Below are 16,937 nucleotides of genomic sequence, written 5' to 3'. Positions count from 1 at the left end.
CGCAGCGGCGAGCGCTAGCGCCCTTCTCGGCCCGATTTTTCCGAGAGGCGACCGCAGTGCGGCGGCTGAGACGGCCGCGCGACCGCTGTGCGGTCGCGGCGCTCAAATCCGCGAGCTCGTCAGATCCGTGAGGTCGGCTGCAGGATCTCGACCCAGTAGCCGTCCGGGTCCTTGATGAAGGCGATGTCCTTCATCCGGCCGTCGGTCAGGCGCTTCTGGAACGGTACGCCCAGTCGCTCGAAACGGGCGCAGGCGGCCTCCACGTCGGGCACCGAGACGCAGATGTGGCCGAAACCGCGCGGCTCGCTGTTGCCGTGGTGATAGGCGAACCCGGCATCGGTTTCGGTGCCGTGGTTGTGGGTCAGCTCGAGCACGCCCGGCTGGCTCAGCAGCCATTCGCCGCGCGCCGGCTCCTCGGCCGGGATCGCGCTCTTGTCGGCCACCAGAACCAGGAAGTACAGGCTGAACTTGGCTTCGTCGAAATCGCGCCGGCGCACCAGGGTGAAGCCGAGCACGCGGGTGTAGAAGTCCAGCGAGGCGGCCGGGTCCTTGACCCGCAGCATGGTGTGGTTGAACACGAAGCCGCGGGTCGCGGCCTCGGGCGCGGCGGTCACGCCGGGAACGGCGTCGAGTTGGTTCTGCAGGGACATGGCGCGGGCCGGTTCATAGGGGAACCGGCTATCTGCGGGCAACCGCCGCCGGTCTCAAGCCGCGGGCGCGGACGGCACCGGATCGCGCTGCAAAGACAGCAGACCCAGCAAGACGGCCAACCCCAGATAGGCGCCGATGAACTGCCAGGCGATGGTGCGCTGCAGGCCTTCCAGGGCCCAGGGCAGGTAAACGCCGCCGCGCGCGTCGACCGAATGGATGATGCCGAACAGGCTCAGCCCGGCACCGCCGAGCAGGAAGGCCGCGGCGCGGCGCAGACGGCCGTCGACCATCGCCGCGACCGCCGAGGTCCAAATCATCGAGGTCATGATGAAGCCGTTGCCGAGGGTCACGATCACCGCCAGTTCCGGCAGGCCGTGGCCGTCGAGCGCGCCGATCAGTTGCGCGTGCCGGGCCGGGTCGATCCAGGCCGGATTGCCGGTCTTGATCGACAGCATGTAGGCCACCGGCGGCAGGAAGCCGAACACCATCGCGGTGGCGTGCCGGGCCGGGGTGGCCTGGAAGGCCTGGGTGGTGATGTCGAGCGCGACGTAGACGATGATCGGCGCCAGCACCGCCAGCGGCAGCCACTGCACCAGGCCGGAGATCAGCCCGAGCATGCCGCCGAGGCCGACGAACAGGCCGGTCAGCAGGGTGTAGCCGCTGCGCGCGCCCATGTGCTTGTAGGCCGGCTGGCCGATGTAGGGGGTGGTCTGGGCGACGCCGCCGACGCAGCCGGCGATCAGGGTCGAGAAGGCTTCGGCCAGCAGGATGTCGCGGGTGCGGTAGTCGTCGCCGGCGGCGCGCGCGCTTTCGCTGACGTTGATGCCGCCGACCACCATCAGCAGGCCGAACGGCAGCAGCAACGGCAGATACGGCACGGTGTACGGCAGGCCCTCGAGGAAGCCCAGGGTCGGCAGCGGCAGCACCGGCTGCAGCGGCTGCGGCGTCGGCCACTGGAAGCCCGGCGCTCCCAAACCAGCCGCCCCGAAGCCGTAGAACAACACCGTCCCGAACACGAACGCCACGAACACACCCGGCAACTTGATCGGCAACCGCCCTTTCGCCACCAGCACGTACAACAGCAGACCCAGGGTCATGAAGCCGACCAAGGGCGAGCGCAGGGTCTCGATCAGCGGCAGGAAGCCCATCAGCACCAGCGCGGTGCCGGCGATCGAGCCGAGCAGGCCGGCGCGCGGAATCAGCCGGGTCACCGCATCGCCGGCGAAGGACAGTACGAACTTCAGCGCGCCCATCACGATCAGCGAAGCCATGCCGAGCTTCCAGGTAGCGTCGGCGGCCGCCGCCTCGTCCATGCCGGCCTGCTTGAAGCCGACGAAGGCCGGGCCGAGCACCAACAGGGCCATGCCGATGCTGGTCGGCGCGTCCAGGCCCAGCGGCATCGCAGTGACGTCCTCGCGCCCGCTGCGCGCGGCCAGCCGCCGCGCCATGCGGGTGTAGATCAGATTGCCGACCAGCACGCCGAACGCGGTGCCGGGGAACATGCGCGTGTACACGACCTCGGCCGGAAAGCCGAAGATGCCGATCAGTGCGGCGGCGATGAAGCCCAGGATCGACAGGTTGTCGACCACCAGGCCGAAAAAGCCGTTGAGGTCGCCGGCGACGATCCACGAGCGACGAGAACGCCTCATGTCGACGTTCATCGTCCGCGCCCCCAACAGCTCTCGGCCGAGGCGGGCCATGCCCACGCCGACTGCGGCGCGGACTCGAAACACGGTGCTGGCCAACCAGCGGAAACGTAGCTCATCGACGGTACTCGTAACGCGGAAAGGGACGCTTCCGTGCCGGGCGGGCCTGCGATCCGTGCGCAGCCGCGAGTGTGCCGCGATTCGGCCGGCTTGGGGCGGTTGCGCGCCGGCGAATGGGTTATCGGCTTATGTCGGGATGCGCGGCCGGCGCCGGCCGCGCTTCACTCGCCGACGTCGAGCCAGCCGCGATAGCGCACCAGCAGGCCGACCGCCGGCAACTGCGCGGCGACGTCGAAGTGATAGCGGCCGTCGCGCTCGAACTCTCTCGCGCGCACGCCGGCGAACCAGCGTGCCGGCAACGGCAGGCCGAGCGCGCGCACCCGCACCAGGCGCCAGGACAGGCCGGGTTCTTCGCTCCCGTCCTCGCCCAGGCGTTCGACCGGCGCCGGCGCGACCGCCGAGACCACCGTGACCTGCGCGCCGCCGTCCAGCGACATCACCCCCGAAGCCGACGCTTCGGCCAGATCGCCGACCAAGTCCAAAGCGAAGCCGAAGCGCATCGGCCCCAGCCGCTCCAGCACCAGGCCGTCGCGCTCGATCAGGCGCGAACGCATCGCCGACTTGCCGAATCGCCGGGTCCAGGTTTCGGCGCGCGCGCGGGCGTCGATCTCGACCTCGATCGGCCCCGCGTGCGCCTTGGGCAGCCGCGCGATGCGGGAGAACAGCCGCGCGCACAGCCCCTGGCCGCGCTCGACCTGGGCCTCGCCGCGATAGCTGCGGCGCCCTGCGCTGCCGTGGATTCGGCGCAGGGTCGGCGGCAGGAATACGAAACGCACGCCGAGCGCGCGCGGATACAGACCTTCGCGCGCGCCCAGCCGCGCCGCGTCCCGTGCCGGCGGCGGCTGCATTGCCGACGTCCGCATCAGAGCCCGCGCAGTTCTTCCGGTACCACGTAGCGGCGGCCGTCGTAGGCCAGACGCGCGCTGCGCTTCTCGGTCTTGCCGGGCACGTCGGCGCAGTCCTTGCCCTTGGCCACGTTGCGGCGACGCTCGGTGACGCTGTTGACCCGCAGCCCGGCATAGCCGTGGTCGCGCTTGGAGTCGATGGCGACGGTACGGCGCACGCTTTCGAATTCGCCGGCGCAGTTGGTGTCCCACTCGCCGCGCTCTTTCTCGACCTCCAGCTTACTCAGCACCGGCCGCAACTGGCCGTCGGCGTCGGCGGCGTACAGGTTCAGCACCGTGCTGCTGTAGGGGTTGGCGCGCGAGGAACCGCTGTAGCCGATGCGCAGCCCGAACGCGGTGGTGCGCTCGTCGAGCTTGTAACGCGCGGTGTCCAGGGTCAGCGCGGTGATCTGCACCGCATCGGAGGTCAAGGCCTCGTTTTCGCGGTAACGCTGCAGGATGCGCGGGCGGGCGGAGTCGACGACCAGCACTTCCAGGTCGGCGGTGTCCACGTCCAGACCGGTGGCGGCCTCGTGCTGCAGGGGCACGGCGAGCAGGGTCTTGTCCGGCGAGGCCGGCCAGACCTTGCACACGACCTTGCCCAGGTTGATCCAGCGGGCCGAGGCGCCGGCTGTCCGCAGCAACTCGCCCTCGTCGCCGGTTTCGCCGGTCGCGCCGGGATAGGCGGCGCGCAGCAGATCGTACGTGCGTTCCTGGCAATCGGCGGCGCCGGCATCGGCGCTGGCCAGCGCGGCCAAGGACAAGCACAGGGACAGGACCGTCCGTGGAGCCATGGGAGTCATCATTCCATCCAGATCAGGGTCGCCATGCGCCCGGTGATGCGGTCGCGGCGGTGGGAGTAAAAGCGGTCGCGGTCGGCGATGGTGCACAGGCCGCCGCCGTGGACATGATCGGCGCTGAGTCCGGCGCGCGCCAGACGGTCGCGCGCCAGCCGATACAGGTCGACCCGCCAATGCCCGGGCCGGGTCGCCACGAACGCCGCCGCCGCGGCCGGGTCGGCGGAGACGAAGGCGTCGTAGACCTCGGCGCCGATCTCGTAGTGCAGCGGACCGGCGGCCGGGCCCAGCCAAGCGTGCAGGCGCGCAGGCGCTGTGCGCATCGCCGCGACCGTGGCTTCCAGCACGCCGCCGGCGAGGCCGCGCCAGCCGGCGTGCGCGGCGCCGACCTCGCGCCCGTCCTCGGCCGCGAACAGCACCGGCAGGCAGTCGGCGGTGAGGATCGCCAGCACCGTGCCCGGGGTCGAGGTCACCGCGGCGTCGGCTTGCGGCTCCTCGCCGGGCGCCTGGCCGTCGAAGCGCAGCACGCCGGCGCCGTGCACCTGGTGCAGCCAATGCGGTGCGGCCGGCAGGCCGGCGCGCCCGGCCAGCAATTCGCGGTTGCGGGTCACCGCGGCGGGATCGTCGCGGTGGTCGCCGTAACGGGTGCCCAGATTGAACGCGTCGAACGGCGCGGCCGAGACGCCGAGTCCGCGGCGCACGGTGGTCAAGCCGCGCACCGAAGCCGGCAGCGGCCACTCCGCCTCGATCCAGGGCGCCGCGCCGGCGGCTGCGCTCATCGCCCGGCCTCGGCCGCCGCGCGCGAATCGGCGCGCAGCTCGGCGATCAAGTGCAGCAGGTCGGCCGGCACCGGCGCAGTGCAGCGCACCGGCTCGCCGCTGACCGGATGGACGAACTCCAGGGTCTCGGCATGCAGGGCCTGGCGCTTGAAGCCGCGCAGGGTCTCGACCAGGGCGTCGCTGGCGCCCTTGGGCAGCTTCAGCGGGCCGCCGTACAGCGGGTCGCCCACGATCGGGTGCTTGAGGTGGGCCATGTGCACGCGGATCTGATGGGTACGCCCGGTTTCCAGCCGGCACTCCAGCAGGGTGTGGGCGCGGAAGCGCTCGCGCAGGCGGAAGTGGGTGACCGCATCGCGGCCGTCCTCGCGCACCGCCATGCGCAGGCGGTCGCGCGGGTGGCGGTCGATCGGGGCGTTGGCGGTCCCGCCGGAGACCAGCGCACCGACCACCACCGCCAGGTACTGCCGGTGCACTTCGCGCGCCGACAACTGCTCGACCAGCGAGGTATGCGCCGGCAGCGTGCGCGCCACCACCATGACCCCGGAGGTGTCCTTGTCCAGGCGATGGACGATGCCGGCGCGCGGCAGCGCGGCCAGGCCCGGATCGCGGTGCAACAGCGCGTTGACCAGGGTCCCGGCCGGGTTGCCGGCGCCGGGGTGCACGACCAAGCCGGCCGGCTTGTCGATCACGATCACCTGCTCGTCCTCGTACAGGACGTCCAGGGCGATGTCCTCGGCCTCGGCGTGGGTCTGGGTGTCGAGCACCACCGCCAGCTCCACCGTCTCGCCGCCCTGGACCGGGTCGCGCGGCCGGGCCTCGTGGCCGTTCAGGCGGGCGTCGCCGGACTTGATCCAGGCCGCCAGCCGCGAGCGCGAGTAGTCGGGGAACAGTTCGGCCAGCACCGCGTCGAAGCGGCGCCCGGCGGCGCTGTCGGGCACGGTGGCGGTCAGGGTCTCGCGGGTCGGGGTCATCGTCGGGATCTGTGCAGCGAAAGGGAGTACGGGTTCGGTTAAGGGGCTCGACCCGCGGACTGCTATTATCGGCTCTTCGTGCCTCCGGCGCCCGTCGATGCCTGCCATGACCGTACGCTCTGCCCCGTCCCGCGGTTTCATTCGCCTGCTGTCCCTGCTGTTGGTCGTGGCCGTCGCCGGCACCGGCTGCAGCCGCGTCGGCAAGATGTTCAAGAAGGACAAGGACGCGGACGAGGGGCAGCCGGTCGAGGCCATCTACCAGAAGGCCCACACCTCGATGACCAACGGCAACTGGGCCTCGGCCGAGGTCAGCTTCAAGCGCCTGGTCGCCCAGTACCCGTACGGCCCTTACACCGAGCAGGCGCTGATCGAGACCGCCTACGCCCAGTACAAGTCGGGCAAGCACGACGACGCGATCAGCAGCATCGACCGCTTCATCCGCACCTATCCGACCCACCGCAACATCGCCTATCTCTATTACCTGCGCGGCCTGGTCAACTCCAGCCGCGACACGGTGTTCCTGCAGCGGGTCTGGCGCCTGGACGTCAGCCGCCGCGACCTGGCCACCCCGACCCAGGCCTACAACGACTTCCTGATCGTGGTCGAGCGCTACCCGAACAGCCGCTACGCCGAGGACGCGCGCAAGCGCATGCTGGTGCTGCGCGACACCTTCGCCCGCCACGAACTCGATGCCGCGCTGTACTACCTGCGCCGCACCGCCGATGTCGCCGCCGCCGACCGCGCCAAGTACCTGCTGGAAACCTACCCGCAGAGCCGCTACCAGTACGACGCGGTGGCGGTGCTGTTGACCGCCTACAATCGCCTGGGCAACGAGACCCTGGCCGCGGACGCGCGTCGGGTGCTGCAGCAGAACGACCCCAGCCACCCCGCCCTGAACGGCGAATGGCCGGACTACCCCAGCAACCTGCGCAAGCTCAACCCGTTCGCGGGCGAGAAGTCGGCGGTGGACAACCGCGACGAACTGGAAGCCGAGCGCCAGAAGCAGTAAGCGCCCCTCGCGCAACGCCGGACACGAAAACGCCGCCCTCGGGCGGCGTTTTCGTTGCGGCGCGGCTTCCTGTAGGCGCGGCGCGGGCCGCGACAACCGAAGCGGTTGGCTACCACGCCCCAGCCGAAGCCGGCCCGCGGCAAGACTGCGAGCCCGGACAGCCCGGGCTTCGGCCGTGGCGCTCGCGTACACCGCCGCGGCTGTCGCGGCTCGTGCCGCGCCTGCAGAGGCAGGCCGACACCGCTCAGCCGGCGTAGCCGTTGGTGATCGGATAGCGCCGTTCGCGGCCGAACGCACGCCGCGACACCTTCGGCCCGGGTGCGGCCTGGTGGCGCTTCCATTCGCTGATCCGCACCAGGCGCAGCACCTTGTCGACCGTAGCCGGATCGAAGCCGGCGGCCACGATTTCCTCGCGCGACTGCTCCTGATCGACATGCCGCAGCAGGATCGCGTCCAGCACGTCGTAGGGCGGCAGCGAATCCTGGTCCTTCTGGTTCTCGCGCAGTTCGGCCGAGGGCGGCCGCTCGATCACCGCCCACGGGATCACCGGCGCGCCGGCGATCGCGTTGCGCCAGCGCGCTAGCGCGAACACCTCGGTCTTGTACAGGTCCTTGATCGGCGCATAGCCGCCGCACATGTCGCCGTAAATGGTGGCGTAGCCGACCGCGTACTCGCTCTTGTTGCCGGTGGTCAGCAACAGGCCGCCGAACTTGTTGCTCATCGCCATCATCAGCGCGCCGCGGGTGCGCGACTGCAGGTTCTCCTCGGTCACGTCGACCGGCTTGCCGTCGAAGGCCTCGGCCAGGGTGTCGAGGAAGCCCTGGAACGGCTTTTCGATCGGCAGCGCGAGCAGGCGCACGCCCTGGGTCGCGCATTGTTCGGCGGCGAGGTCGTTGGACAGGTCGGCGGTGTAGCGCGAGGGCATGCGCACCGCGATCACGTTCTCCGCGCCCAGCGCATCGACCGCGATCGCCATCACCAGCGAAGAATCGATGCCGCCCGACAGCCCCAGCCAGACCTTGCCGAAGCCGTTCTTGCGGCAGTAGTCGCGGGTGCCGCGCACCACCGCGCGCCAGGCCAGCGCGTCGCGGCCCTCATCGGCCTCGGCCGGCCAGGACACCGGCACAAAGCGTCGTTCGCCGTCGTCGTAGTCGGCGACCAGCCAGTGATCCTCGAACGCGGCCGCGGCCGGATGCACATGGCCGTCGCCGTCGGCGAGCACCGAGGCGCCGTCGAACACCAGCGCGTCCTGGCCGCCGACCACGTTCAAATAGGCCAGCGCCACGCCGGTCTCCTGGGCGCGCTGCTCCAGCAGGGCGTCGCGCTGGGCATGCTTGTCGCGCTCGAACGGCGAGGCGTTCGGCACCAGCACCAGGCGCGCGCCGGCTGCGGCGGTGGCCGCCAACGGCTCGGCGAACCACAAGTCCTCGCAGATCACCAGCCCGACCGGCACGCCCTGGACCTCGAACACGCAGGCCTCGCCGTCCGGATCGACGTCGAAATAGCGGCGCTCGTCGAACACCGCGTAGTTGGGCAGTTCGCGCTTGCGGTAGGTGGCCTCGACCCGACCGTCGCGCAGCACGCTGGCGGCGTTGTAGACGATCGCCCCGGCCGCCTGCGGCCAGCCGACCACCGCGACGATGCCGCGCGCGGCCGTCGCGATGCGTTGCAGCGCCGCCTCGCACTGGGCCAGGAAGCTCGGCCGCAGCAGCAGGTCTTCGGGCGGGTAGCCGCTGATCGCCAGTTCCGGGAACAGCACCACGTCGGCGCCGTGTTCGTCGCGGGCCTGGGCGATCATCGCCGCAATGCGTTCCGCGTTGTTGTCGACCGCACCGACCGGGAAGTCGAACTGGGCCAGGGCGATGCGCAGGGTCTTGGGCATGCGGCGATTCTCGAAAGAGCTTCAGTCGTGCGTGTAGCCGACCTCGCGCTGGGCGCGGACGGCGAGGATGAGAATGGTGTCGAATTCGGCCAGGTAGCGGTACAAGGCGACATACCCGCGCGCGTCGCGGCCGACGATCAGTTCGCGCAAGTCGCCATCGAGCGCGCGCCCGATCAGGGGGTTGTCGGCCAACACGTCGATGGCGCGAACGATACCGTCGATCCGTTGTTCGCGCTGCGTCGCCTCGTGTCGGTCCAGATGTTCGAGTATCCGGGCGAAGTCCTCCGCCACGGCGGGCGACAGGACAATCCGGGTCACGATCCCTGCCCGAACGTTTTCTTCGCCGGCAGCGCCGGGTCTTCGCCCCGCGCGCGCTGGGACAGGTAATCGCGCATCTCTTCCCAGGCGAAGCTCTGGCCGTCGGCGACGAACGCCTGCCAACGGCGCTGCGCTTCGTCGATGAAATCGTGCCGGCGCTCGGCTTCGCCGACCTTTTCCTCGAGCGCGCCGAGGATGAAGCCATGCGGCGTGGTGCCGCTGTGTTCGGCGGCGCGGGCGATGCGCGCCTTAAGTTCGTCGGACAGACGGATCGTGGTGGTCGACATGACGCCCTCGCTGGATCGGACTGCCCGCACTGTAGCACACAGGTGCTACAAACGAAAAAGCCGCCCGAAGGCGGCTTTCCCGAGGCCCCGGCCCGCCGCAGCGGACCGATGGAACCGTCTTACTTGGCCAGGCGCGCAGCGATCGCCGCGCCCAGGTCGCCCGGCGACTTGACCGTGGTGACGCCGGCCTTCTCCATCGCGGCGAACTTGCCTTCGGCCGTGCCCGAACCGCCCGAGGCGATCGCGCCGGCATGGCCCATGCGCTTGCCCTTCGGCGCCGAGGCGCCGGCGATGAAGCCGACCACCGGCTTGGTCACGTACTGGGCGATGAATTCGGCCGCTTCTTCCTCGGCCGAACCGCCGATCTCGCCGACCATGATGATGCCTTCGGTCTGCGGATCGTCCTGGAACCACTTCAGCGCGTCGATGAAGTTGGTGCCGTTGATCGGGTCGCCGCCGATGCCGATGCAGGTCGACTGGCCCAGGCCCACGTCGGTGGTCTGCTTGACCGCTTCGTACGTCAGCGTGCCCGAGCGCGAGACGATGCCGATCTTGCCCGGCATGTGGATGTGGCCCGGCATGATGCCGATCTTGCACTCGCCCGGGGTGATCACGCCGGGGCAGTTCGGGCCGACCAGGACCACGTCCTCGAAGCCCTTGAGCACGTTCTTCACCCGCAGCATGTCCAGCACCGGGATGCCTTCGGTGATGCACACGATGACCTTGATGCCGGCGTCGGCGGCTTCCAGGATCGCGTCGGCCGCGAACGGCGGCGGCACGTAGATGACCGAAGCGTCGGCGCCGGTCTCGGCGACCGCGTCGGCGACGGTGTTGAAGACCGGCAGGCCCAGGTGCTCGGTGCCGCCCTTGCCCGGGGTCACGCCGCCGACGACCTTGGTGCCGTAGTCCAGCATCTGCTGGGCGTGGAAGGTACCCTGCGAGCCGGTGAAGCCCTGCACGATGACCTTGGTGTTCTTGTTGATCAAAACGGACATGTCATCGGCCTCTTACTTACCGGCGGCGGCGGCAACCGCCTTCTTCGCGCCGTCGTTGATGTCGTCGGCCGCAGTGATGGCCAGACCCGAATTCTTCAGCAGTTCCTTGCCGGCTTCGACGTTGGTGCCTTCCAGGCGCACGATCACCGGGACCTTGACGTCGACTTCCTTGACCGCAGCGATGATGCCTTCGGCGATCATGTCGCAGCGGACGATGCCGCCGAAGATGTTGACGAAGATCGCCTTGACCTTGTCCGAGCTCAGGATGAGCTTGAACGCCTCGGTCACGCGCTCCTTGGTGGCGCCGCCGCCGACGTCGAGGAAGTTGGCCGGCGAGCCGCCGTTGAGCGAGATCACGTCCATGGTCGCCATCGCCAGGCCGGCGCCGTTGACCATGCAGCCGATGTTGCCGTCCATGGTGACGTAGTTGAGGTCGTGCTGGCTGGCCTTGAGCTCGGTCTCGTCTTCCTGGCGGATGTCGCGCATCGCGGCCAGTTCCGGGTGACGGAAGGTCGCGTTGTCGTCGGAATTGATCTTGCCGTCGAGCACGGCGAGGTTGCCGTCGGTGAGGATGGCGAGCGGGTTCAGCTCGACCAGCGCCAGATCCTTCTCGTTGAACAGCTTGTACAGGCCCAGCATGATCTTGGTCAGCTGGCCGACCTGCTTGGCGTTCAGGCCCAGGTCGAAGCCGAGGTTGCGGCACTCGTAGGGCTGCAGGCCTTGGACGTAGTTCACGTTCAGGGTCTTGATGGCTTCCGGCTTCTCGTGCGCGACCTGCTCGATGTCCATGCCGCCTTCGGCCGAGGCGATGAAGGTGATCGAACGGGTGCCGCGGTCGACCAGCACCGACAGGTACAGTTCCTTGGCGATGTCGGTCGCCTGGGTCACCAGCACGCTGTCGACCGGCAGCTCGACGCCGGCGGTTTGGTAGGTGGCCATCTTGGTGCCGAGCATGCCCTTGGCGTACTCGCGCACTTCGTCGTAGGTCTTGGACAGCTTGACGCCGCCGGCCTTGCCGCGGCCGCCGGCGTGGATCTGCGCCTTGACGACCCAGAAGTCGCCGCCGATGGCCTTGGCAGCATCGACCGCTTCTTCCGGAGTGCGCGCTACGCGCCCGGCCGGCACTGCGATGCCGTAGTCGGCGAACAGCTGCTTAGCCTGATATTCGTGAAAATTCATGCGTCACCGAGGGGAGTGAAAGACGTCCCGCGCGGACGCCCGGCCAGGGGGCCGGAGCGCGCGCGAGGGGGCCGCATTGTCGCCGATCGGGGCGGGCCGAGCAAAACCCCGGGATTCCCGGCCGCCCGGCCGGGCCCGCAGCGGCCAGGGTCAGCGCCGGTCCGGCCAAGCCGCTCGCCCTATACTGCGTGGCATTCCGCCCGCGCCGGGAAACTCCGCTTGCCGTCAGGTCTCGCCCCTTCCAGTCCGGCCGATGCCGATCTCGCGCTCCGGCGCGAACTCTACTTCTTCACACTCTACCGGCTTCTGGAAGCCGCGCTGCTGGTGTTTTTCCTGTTCGGCCCGGTCGAGAACCTGATCGGCACGCCGCGCCACGACCTGTTCGCGCGCTCGCTGGCCCTGGCCTACCTGTTCATCGCCGGCCTGCTGTTCCTGTTCAACGGCCGCGGCGAGCTGCGCGCCCAGGTCTTCTCCGGCATCGCCAGCGACCTGTTCTTCGGCATCCTGGCCATCCACGCCCTGCCCGGCGCCGGCACCGGCATCGCCCTGATGCTGATGTTCAACGTCGGCGCCGCGGCCCTGCTGCTGCGGGCGCGCTACGGCATCGGCGCCGCGGTGCTGGCCTGCGCCGGGCTGATCGGCGAATGGGTCTGGAACTGGATCGGCGGCGAAAGCCTGAGCCGGACCATCGCCGAGCCGATCATGTTCGCCCTGGCCTACCTGTCGATCGCCCTGCTCACCAGCGCGCTCGGCCGGCAGATGCGCGAGAGCCAGGAACTGGCCGAGCGGCGCGGCGCCGAGGCGGCCAACTACGCCGAGGTCAACGAGCTGATCATCCGCCGCATGCGGACCGGCGTGCTGCTGGTCGACGGCGAGGGCCGGCTGCGCCTGGCCAACGAGGCGGCGATGCTGCTGCTCGGCGACAGCGGCGAGTACGACGGCCCGCGCCACGGCCATCGGGTGCTGGCCCTGGCCGCGCCCGAGTTGGCGCGGCGGCTGAGCCGCTGGCGCACCGAAGGCCGGCCCGACGAGAGCCCGATGCAGCTCGCCCCCGACCTGCCGGAAGTGGTGCCGCGCTTCACCCGCCTGCTCGCCGGCAGCGACCAGACCCTGATTTTCCTCGACGACACCTCGCTGGTCTCGCGTCACGCCGAATCGATCACCCTGGCCGCGCTGGGCCGCTTCTCGGCGAGCCTGGCGCACGAGATCCGCAACCCCCTGGCGGCGATCAACTACGCCGTGCAGTTGCTGGAAGAGTCCCGCGACATCGCCGTCTCCGACCGTCGCCTGCTCGAGATCGTGCGCCAGCAGGGCGTGCGCATGAACGGCATCGTCGAGAACGTGCTGGGCATGGCCCGGCGCGAACCGGCCAAGCCCGAGCACGTGGAGCTGATGGGGTTCGTGCGCCAGTTCGTCGACGAATACCGCGCCAGCCACCCGATCGAACAGGATACCTTGCGCGCGACCGGACCCGAGCACCGCGTCAAAACCATGGTCGACCCGCGCCAGTTGCACCAGGCGCTGACCGTGCTGGTGCACAACGCCCTGACCTACGGCCGCATGCCGGGGCAACCGGCGCGCGTCACTGTGAACGTCTATTTCGACGACGTCGGCCTGCCGGCGATCGACGTGCTGGACCGCGGCCCGGGCATTCCCGACTCGGTCGCCGAACGCCTGTTCCGGCCGTTCTTCACCACCTCCAGCCACGGCACCGGCCTGGGGCTGTATATCGCGCGGGAGCTTTGCCGGGCCAATCAAGCCTCGCTGGATTATGTCCCGGTGCCGGGCGGCGGCGGCTGTTTCCGCATCCGCCTCGCCGGTTCCAGCGCTTTGCCGACGCGTTGACCGTACCGCTGCGCATCCCATTCCGGACATATTCAAGCACGCCATGCTTGGCCGCCACCGCCACGTTAAGATATCGTGGTCGGTGGAGGGCCCATGGCTGAAACCCGTAGTGCATTGGTAGTCGACGACGAGCGCGACATTCGCGAGTTGCTCGTCATGACTTTGGGCCGTATGGGCCTGCGTTGCGACACCGCGTCCGGCATCGGCGAGGCGCGCAGTCAGCTGCTGCGCAATCGTTACGATTTGTGCCTGACCGACATGCGCCTGCCCGACGGCTCGGGCATGGAGCTGGTCGCCGAAATCAGTCAGAAATACCCCAATACCCCGGTCGCGATGATCACCGCCTTCGGCAACGTCGAAGCGGCGGTGGAAGCGCTCAAGGCCGGCGCGTTCGATTTCGTCGCCAAGCCGGTCGACCTGGCCGTGCTGCGCGATCTCGTGCGTCACGCGCTGGAGCTCAACGATACCCGCCGCAGCGCCAGCGAAGCGGTCGGCTCGCGCCTGTACGGCGAATCGCCGGCGATGATCAAGCTGCGCCAGACCCTGGCCAAGGTCGCGCGCAGCCAGGCGCCGGTCTATATCGCCGGCGAATCCGGCGTGGGCAAGGAGTTGGTCGCCCGGACCATACATTCCGAAGGCGGCCGCGCCGACGGCCCGTTCGTGCCGGTCAACTGCGGCGCGATCCCGGCCGAGCTGATGGAAAGCGAATTCTTCGGCCACAAGAAGGGCAGCTTCACCGGCGCCCACGCCGACAAGCCCGGCCTGTTCCAGGCCGCGGACGGCGGCACCCTGTTCCTCGACGAGGTTGCCGAGCTGCCGCTGCCGATGCAGGTCAAGCTGCTGCGCGCGATCCAGGAAAAGTCGATCCGCCCGGTCGGCGCGCAGGCCGAAGTGGTGGTCGATGTGCGCATCCTGTCGGCGACCCACAAGGACCTCGCCGCGCTGGTCGCCGACGGCCGCTTCCGCCAGGACTTGTACTACCGCATCAACGTTATCGAGCTGCGCGTGCCGCCGCTGCGCGAGCGCCTCGACGACCTGCCCGGCCTGGCCGCCAAGATCCTGCAGCGCCTGGCCGGCAATCAGGGCCGGCTGGTGCCGCGCCTGGGCGACGACGCACTGGAAGCGCTGCGCGCCTACGGCTTCCCCGGCAACGTGCGCGAACTGGAGAACATCCTCGAACGCGCCCTGGCCCTGGCCGAAGGCGAAGTGCTCAACGCCGGCGACCTGCGCCTGCCGCGCCTGGCGACCCAAGGCGTCCCGGCCGACGCCGGCGCGAACGCCGGCAGCGCCGCGCCCACCGCAGCGGCCGCCGCCGCCGTCGATCCGCGCACGCTCAATCCGCGCGACACCGCCACCAGCGCCCTGCCCTCGTACATCGAGGAGATCGAGCGCGCGGCGATCCAGCAGGCATTGCAGGAAAACCGCTACAACAAGACCCGCACGGCCGCGGCGCTGGGCATCACGTTCCGCGCCCTGCGCTACAAGCTCAAGAAGCTCGGCATCGACTGATGCCGACGGTCCGTGGCCGGTCGCCGCGGACCCGATACTGACCGCCGCGTTTCGTCCGCAACGTTGCGGGAGCATCCGGCGCCTACGAACCGGGCTCGCGGCGAGGACGCCGGAGCCTTGCCCGCCGTCTTCCGTCTCTGTTGCGACGACCCGCCTCCTGCGAGCATCGCCGGCGTACCCGACGCCGACACCACGCCTTGCGCCGCCCCCGGCGCGCTAGAGCAACACCGCTCTCCGCTCCGTGTCCACCACCGTACTTGTACATTCGCGGCCACGCTCGGCGACGCCGGCGGCGCACCGGGTCGCGACGGCTGCCGCGCTTGCGTTCGAACGCCGCTCTCCGGCGCAGCGTCGAGCCGGTGGATACGGCAAATCCACTCGCCTCCGGACACCGGCAGGGCGCGTGAAATGCGATTCAAATCACGATTCGCGAATGCAACATCGAAATCGCGCGCCGAGCTCAAGCTGATCGCCTGCAAGGCGCGAATCCATTGCGCGATCAGGCTCACGCTTTTTAACGGCGAATGTTTAACCTGACACATTTGGTCACCGTGAAGGCCTTGTGACTGACCTTCCGCGTCACTCCGCACGACCGCTCCGGGTAGCGATACGTGACCTCGCTACCAGTTTCTGACCGGGGCCTTCGCAGCCACGCGGTTGGCATGGGTTATGCGTACTCCCTGGTGCACGTGCGGCACGCACGGCTGCCGAAGGACCGAACACCGGACCTGCCGGCACGTGAAGCAACTCAATCACTCCTAGGGGATACACCATGAAGAAGCAGCAAGGCTTTACCCTGATCGAACTGATGATCGTCATCGCGATCCTGGGCATCCTGATCGCCATCGCCCTGCCGGCCTACCAGGACTACACCGTTCGCACCAAGAACGCCGAGTGCCTGAACGTCGCCGCCGCCGCCAAGCTGGCCGTGTCGGAAACCGCTCAGGACCGTGGCTCGCTGGCCCAGGTCACCCAGGCCAACACCGGTTACAGCTTCGTCGCTTCGAGCTACTGCACGAGCGTTATCATCGAGGACGGCACCGGCGTGATCACCGCGACCACCGATGGCGACACCCCGGGCACCGGCGGTGCGCAGGTGGCATTCACCCTGGCCCCGACTCTGGACGCTGGTCGCGTCGAGTGGGACTGCTCGGTTCCGGCCGGCACCAAGATGTCGCAGGTCCCGGCCGAGTGCCGCCCGTAATCGTCTGATTACCGCCTGCTTCAACGAAGGCCCCGGCGCAAGCCGGGGCCTTTTGTTTTGCGCACTCGACTCCGCGGACAATCGCGATCGCCGCCGCCCCCGCCCCCTGACGCCCTGCAGTCGCGTTCGCGAATCGGTTCATGCCAGCAGCAACCGCTTACGCACCACTAAGTACCGCTCATCGGCGGACTTGAGTCACGCCGAGAAAAATAGCGACTTTCGTCACTCTTAATCCCCCAATCACATCTTCTGCCGCGCGGCATTGGCACAGAGCATGCTTGCCAAATGGGTATCGCGTACCACGGAGCAAGATCGCCGACGGACCGATCGCGGCCGACGCGGGCCACAGCCAAACTCCAGGGGGACACCGTAATGAAGCCGCAAAAGGGTTTTACTTTGATCGAGCTGATGATCGTTATCGCGATCCTCGGCATCCTGATCGCCATCGCCTTGCCGGGCTATCTGGACTACACCACCCGGACCAAGAACTCCGAATGCCTCAACGTCGCCGCCGCCGCCAAGCTGGCGGTAGCGGAGACCGCGCAAGACCGCGGCAGCCTCGCAGCGGTCACCGCTACCAACACGGGCTACAGCTTCATCGCATCGAGCTATTGCGCGAGCGTCGTTATTGGCGCCAACGGGGTGATCACCGCCGTGTCCTCGCCGCAGAACAGCAACGCGGTGACGTTCACCCTGCGTCCGGCCGCTTCGGCCGGCCGACTGGAGTGGGACTGCAGCGTGGCGGCAGGCACCAATCTGACGCTGGTGCCCGCGGAATGCCGCTAAGAGTCAAACACCGACCTGAGTGCGGATGAAAAACGGGGCGGGAGTCACTCGACGACCGCGCGGCACTCGGCAGAA

General features: G+C 69.1%; 16 protein-coding genes. 5 read left to right on the top strand and 11 right to left on the bottom strand.

The window, feature by feature from the left end:
• Positions 1 to 119 precede the first annotated feature (119 nt).
• From gloA to rluD, 6 genes are all read right to left on the bottom strand, one after another.
• Positions 120 to 650 carry a lactoylglutathione lyase gene (gloA, locus tag TX83_RS03095; RefSeq protein ID WP_064746466.1) on the bottom strand — a complete coding sequence of 177 codons (531 nt, stop codon included), beginning with the start codon at positions 648 to 650 and terminating at the stop codon, positions 120 to 122.
• A gap of 54 nt (positions 651 to 704) precedes the next feature.
• Positions 705 to 2,300, bottom strand: coding sequence for a hypothetical protein (locus TX83_RS03090; RefSeq protein ID WP_261369995.1), 1,596 nt, complete (start codon positions 2,298 to 2,300; stop codon positions 705 to 707).
• 278 nt (positions 2,301 to 2,578) lie between these two features.
• Entirely contained in the window at positions 2,579 to 3,265 is a 687-nt protein-coding gene (locus tag TX83_RS03085) for a DUF4166 domain-containing protein (RefSeq protein WP_064746465.1), read from the bottom strand.
• A gap of 14 nt (positions 3,266 to 3,279) precedes the next feature.
• Complete coding sequence (locus TX83_RS03080; RefSeq protein WP_141233332.1) at positions 3,280 to 4,095, bottom strand: hypothetical protein; 816 nt, start codon at positions 4,093 to 4,095, stop codon at positions 3,280 to 3,282.
• Between the two features lie 8 nt (positions 4,096 to 4,103).
• The gene (pgeF, locus tag TX83_RS03075) at positions 4,104 to 4,877 is read right to left on the bottom strand and encodes a peptidoglycan editing factor PgeF (RefSeq protein WP_064746462.1); all 774 of its coding nucleotides are present in this window, start codon (positions 4,875 to 4,877) and stop codon (positions 4,104 to 4,106) included.
• The gene (gene rluD, locus TX83_RS03070; protein WP_064746460.1) at positions 4,874 to 5,848 is read right to left on the bottom strand and encodes a 23S rRNA pseudouridine(1911/1915/1917) synthase RluD; all 975 of its coding nucleotides are present in this window, start codon (positions 5,846 to 5,848) and stop codon (positions 4,874 to 4,876) included. Before rluD ends, pgeF begins: the two co-directional genes overlap by 4 nt.
• Positions 5,849 to 5,954: 106 nt before the next feature.
• On the opposite strand from rluD, the gene TX83_RS03065 reads away from it, so the two are divergent.
• The gene (locus TX83_RS03065; protein WP_087960661.1) at positions 5,955 to 6,857 is read left to right on the top strand and encodes an outer membrane protein assembly factor BamD; all 903 of its coding nucleotides are present in this window, start codon (positions 5,955 to 5,957) and stop codon (positions 6,855 to 6,857) included.
• Positions 6,858 to 7,101: 244 nt separating this feature from the next.
• Here TX83_RS03065 and TX83_RS03060 read toward each other — a convergent pair whose 3' ends face one another.
• The 5 genes from TX83_RS03060 to sucC form a co-directional block, all read right to left on the bottom strand.
• Positions 7,102 to 8,739, bottom strand: a complete 1,638-nt coding sequence (locus TX83_RS03060; RefSeq protein WP_064746456.1) for an NAD+ synthase — start codon at positions 8,737 to 8,739, stop codon at positions 7,102 to 7,104.
• 21 nt (positions 8,740 to 8,760) lie between these two features.
• A complete protein-coding gene (locus TX83_RS03055) occupies positions 8,761 to 9,057 on the bottom strand; it encodes a type II toxin-antitoxin system RelE/ParE family toxin (protein ID WP_064746455.1) in 297 nt (98 codons plus the stop codon).
• A complete protein-coding gene (locus tag TX83_RS03050; protein ID WP_064746453.1) occupies positions 9,054 to 9,344 on the bottom strand; it encodes a CopG family ribbon-helix-helix protein in 291 nt (96 codons plus the stop codon). Before TX83_RS03050 ends, TX83_RS03055 begins: the two co-directional genes overlap by 4 nt.
• Positions 9,345 to 9,463: 119 nt before the next feature.
• The gene (gene sucD, locus TX83_RS03045) at positions 9,464 to 10,339 is read right to left on the bottom strand and encodes a succinate--CoA ligase subunit alpha (RefSeq protein ID WP_064746452.1); all 876 of its coding nucleotides are present in this window, start codon (positions 10,337 to 10,339) and stop codon (positions 9,464 to 9,466) included.
• 12 nt (positions 10,340 to 10,351) lie between these two features.
• Positions 10,352 to 11,518, bottom strand: coding sequence for an ADP-forming succinate--CoA ligase subunit beta (gene sucC, locus TX83_RS03040; protein WP_064746450.1), 1,167 nt, complete (start codon positions 11,516 to 11,518; stop codon positions 10,352 to 10,354).
• Between the two features lie 219 nt (positions 11,519 to 11,737).
• Here sucC and TX83_RS03035 point away from each other — a divergent pair, with 219 nt between their 5' ends.
• The 4 genes from TX83_RS03035 to TX83_RS03020 all read left to right on the top strand — a co-directional run bounded on the left by TX83_RS03035 (position 11,738) and on the right by TX83_RS03020 (position 16,862).
• Positions 11,738 to 13,363, top strand: a complete 1,626-nt coding sequence (locus TX83_RS03035; RefSeq protein WP_064746448.1) for a sensor histidine kinase — start codon at positions 11,738 to 11,740, stop codon at positions 13,361 to 13,363.
• Between the two features lie 93 nt (positions 13,364 to 13,456).
• Entirely contained in the window at positions 13,457 to 14,872 is a 1,416-nt protein-coding gene (locus TX83_RS03030) for a sigma-54-dependent transcriptional regulator (protein ID WP_064746446.1), read from the top strand.
• A 772-nt stretch (positions 14,873 to 15,644) separates the two neighbouring features.
• A complete protein-coding gene (locus TX83_RS03025; RefSeq protein WP_064746445.1) occupies positions 15,645 to 16,076 on the top strand; it encodes a pilin in 432 nt (143 codons plus the stop codon).
• Positions 16,077 to 16,448: 372 nt separating this feature from the next.
• Positions 16,449 to 16,862 carry a pilin gene (locus TX83_RS03020; RefSeq protein ID WP_064746444.1) on the top strand — a complete coding sequence of 138 codons (414 nt, stop codon included), beginning with the start codon at positions 16,449 to 16,451 and terminating at the stop codon, positions 16,860 to 16,862.
• The last annotated feature ends 75 nt before the right edge of the window (positions 16,863 to 16,937 follow it).

Source organism: Lysobacter antibioticus HS124, from assembly GCF_000336385.2.
In the GTDB taxonomy this organism is placed as follows: Bacteria; Pseudomonadota; Gammaproteobacteria; order Xanthomonadales; family Xanthomonadaceae; genus Lysobacter; species Lysobacter firmicutimachus.
Note: the sequence above shows the minus strand (reverse complement) of the source record. Positions and strands in the feature narration are given on the sequence as shown.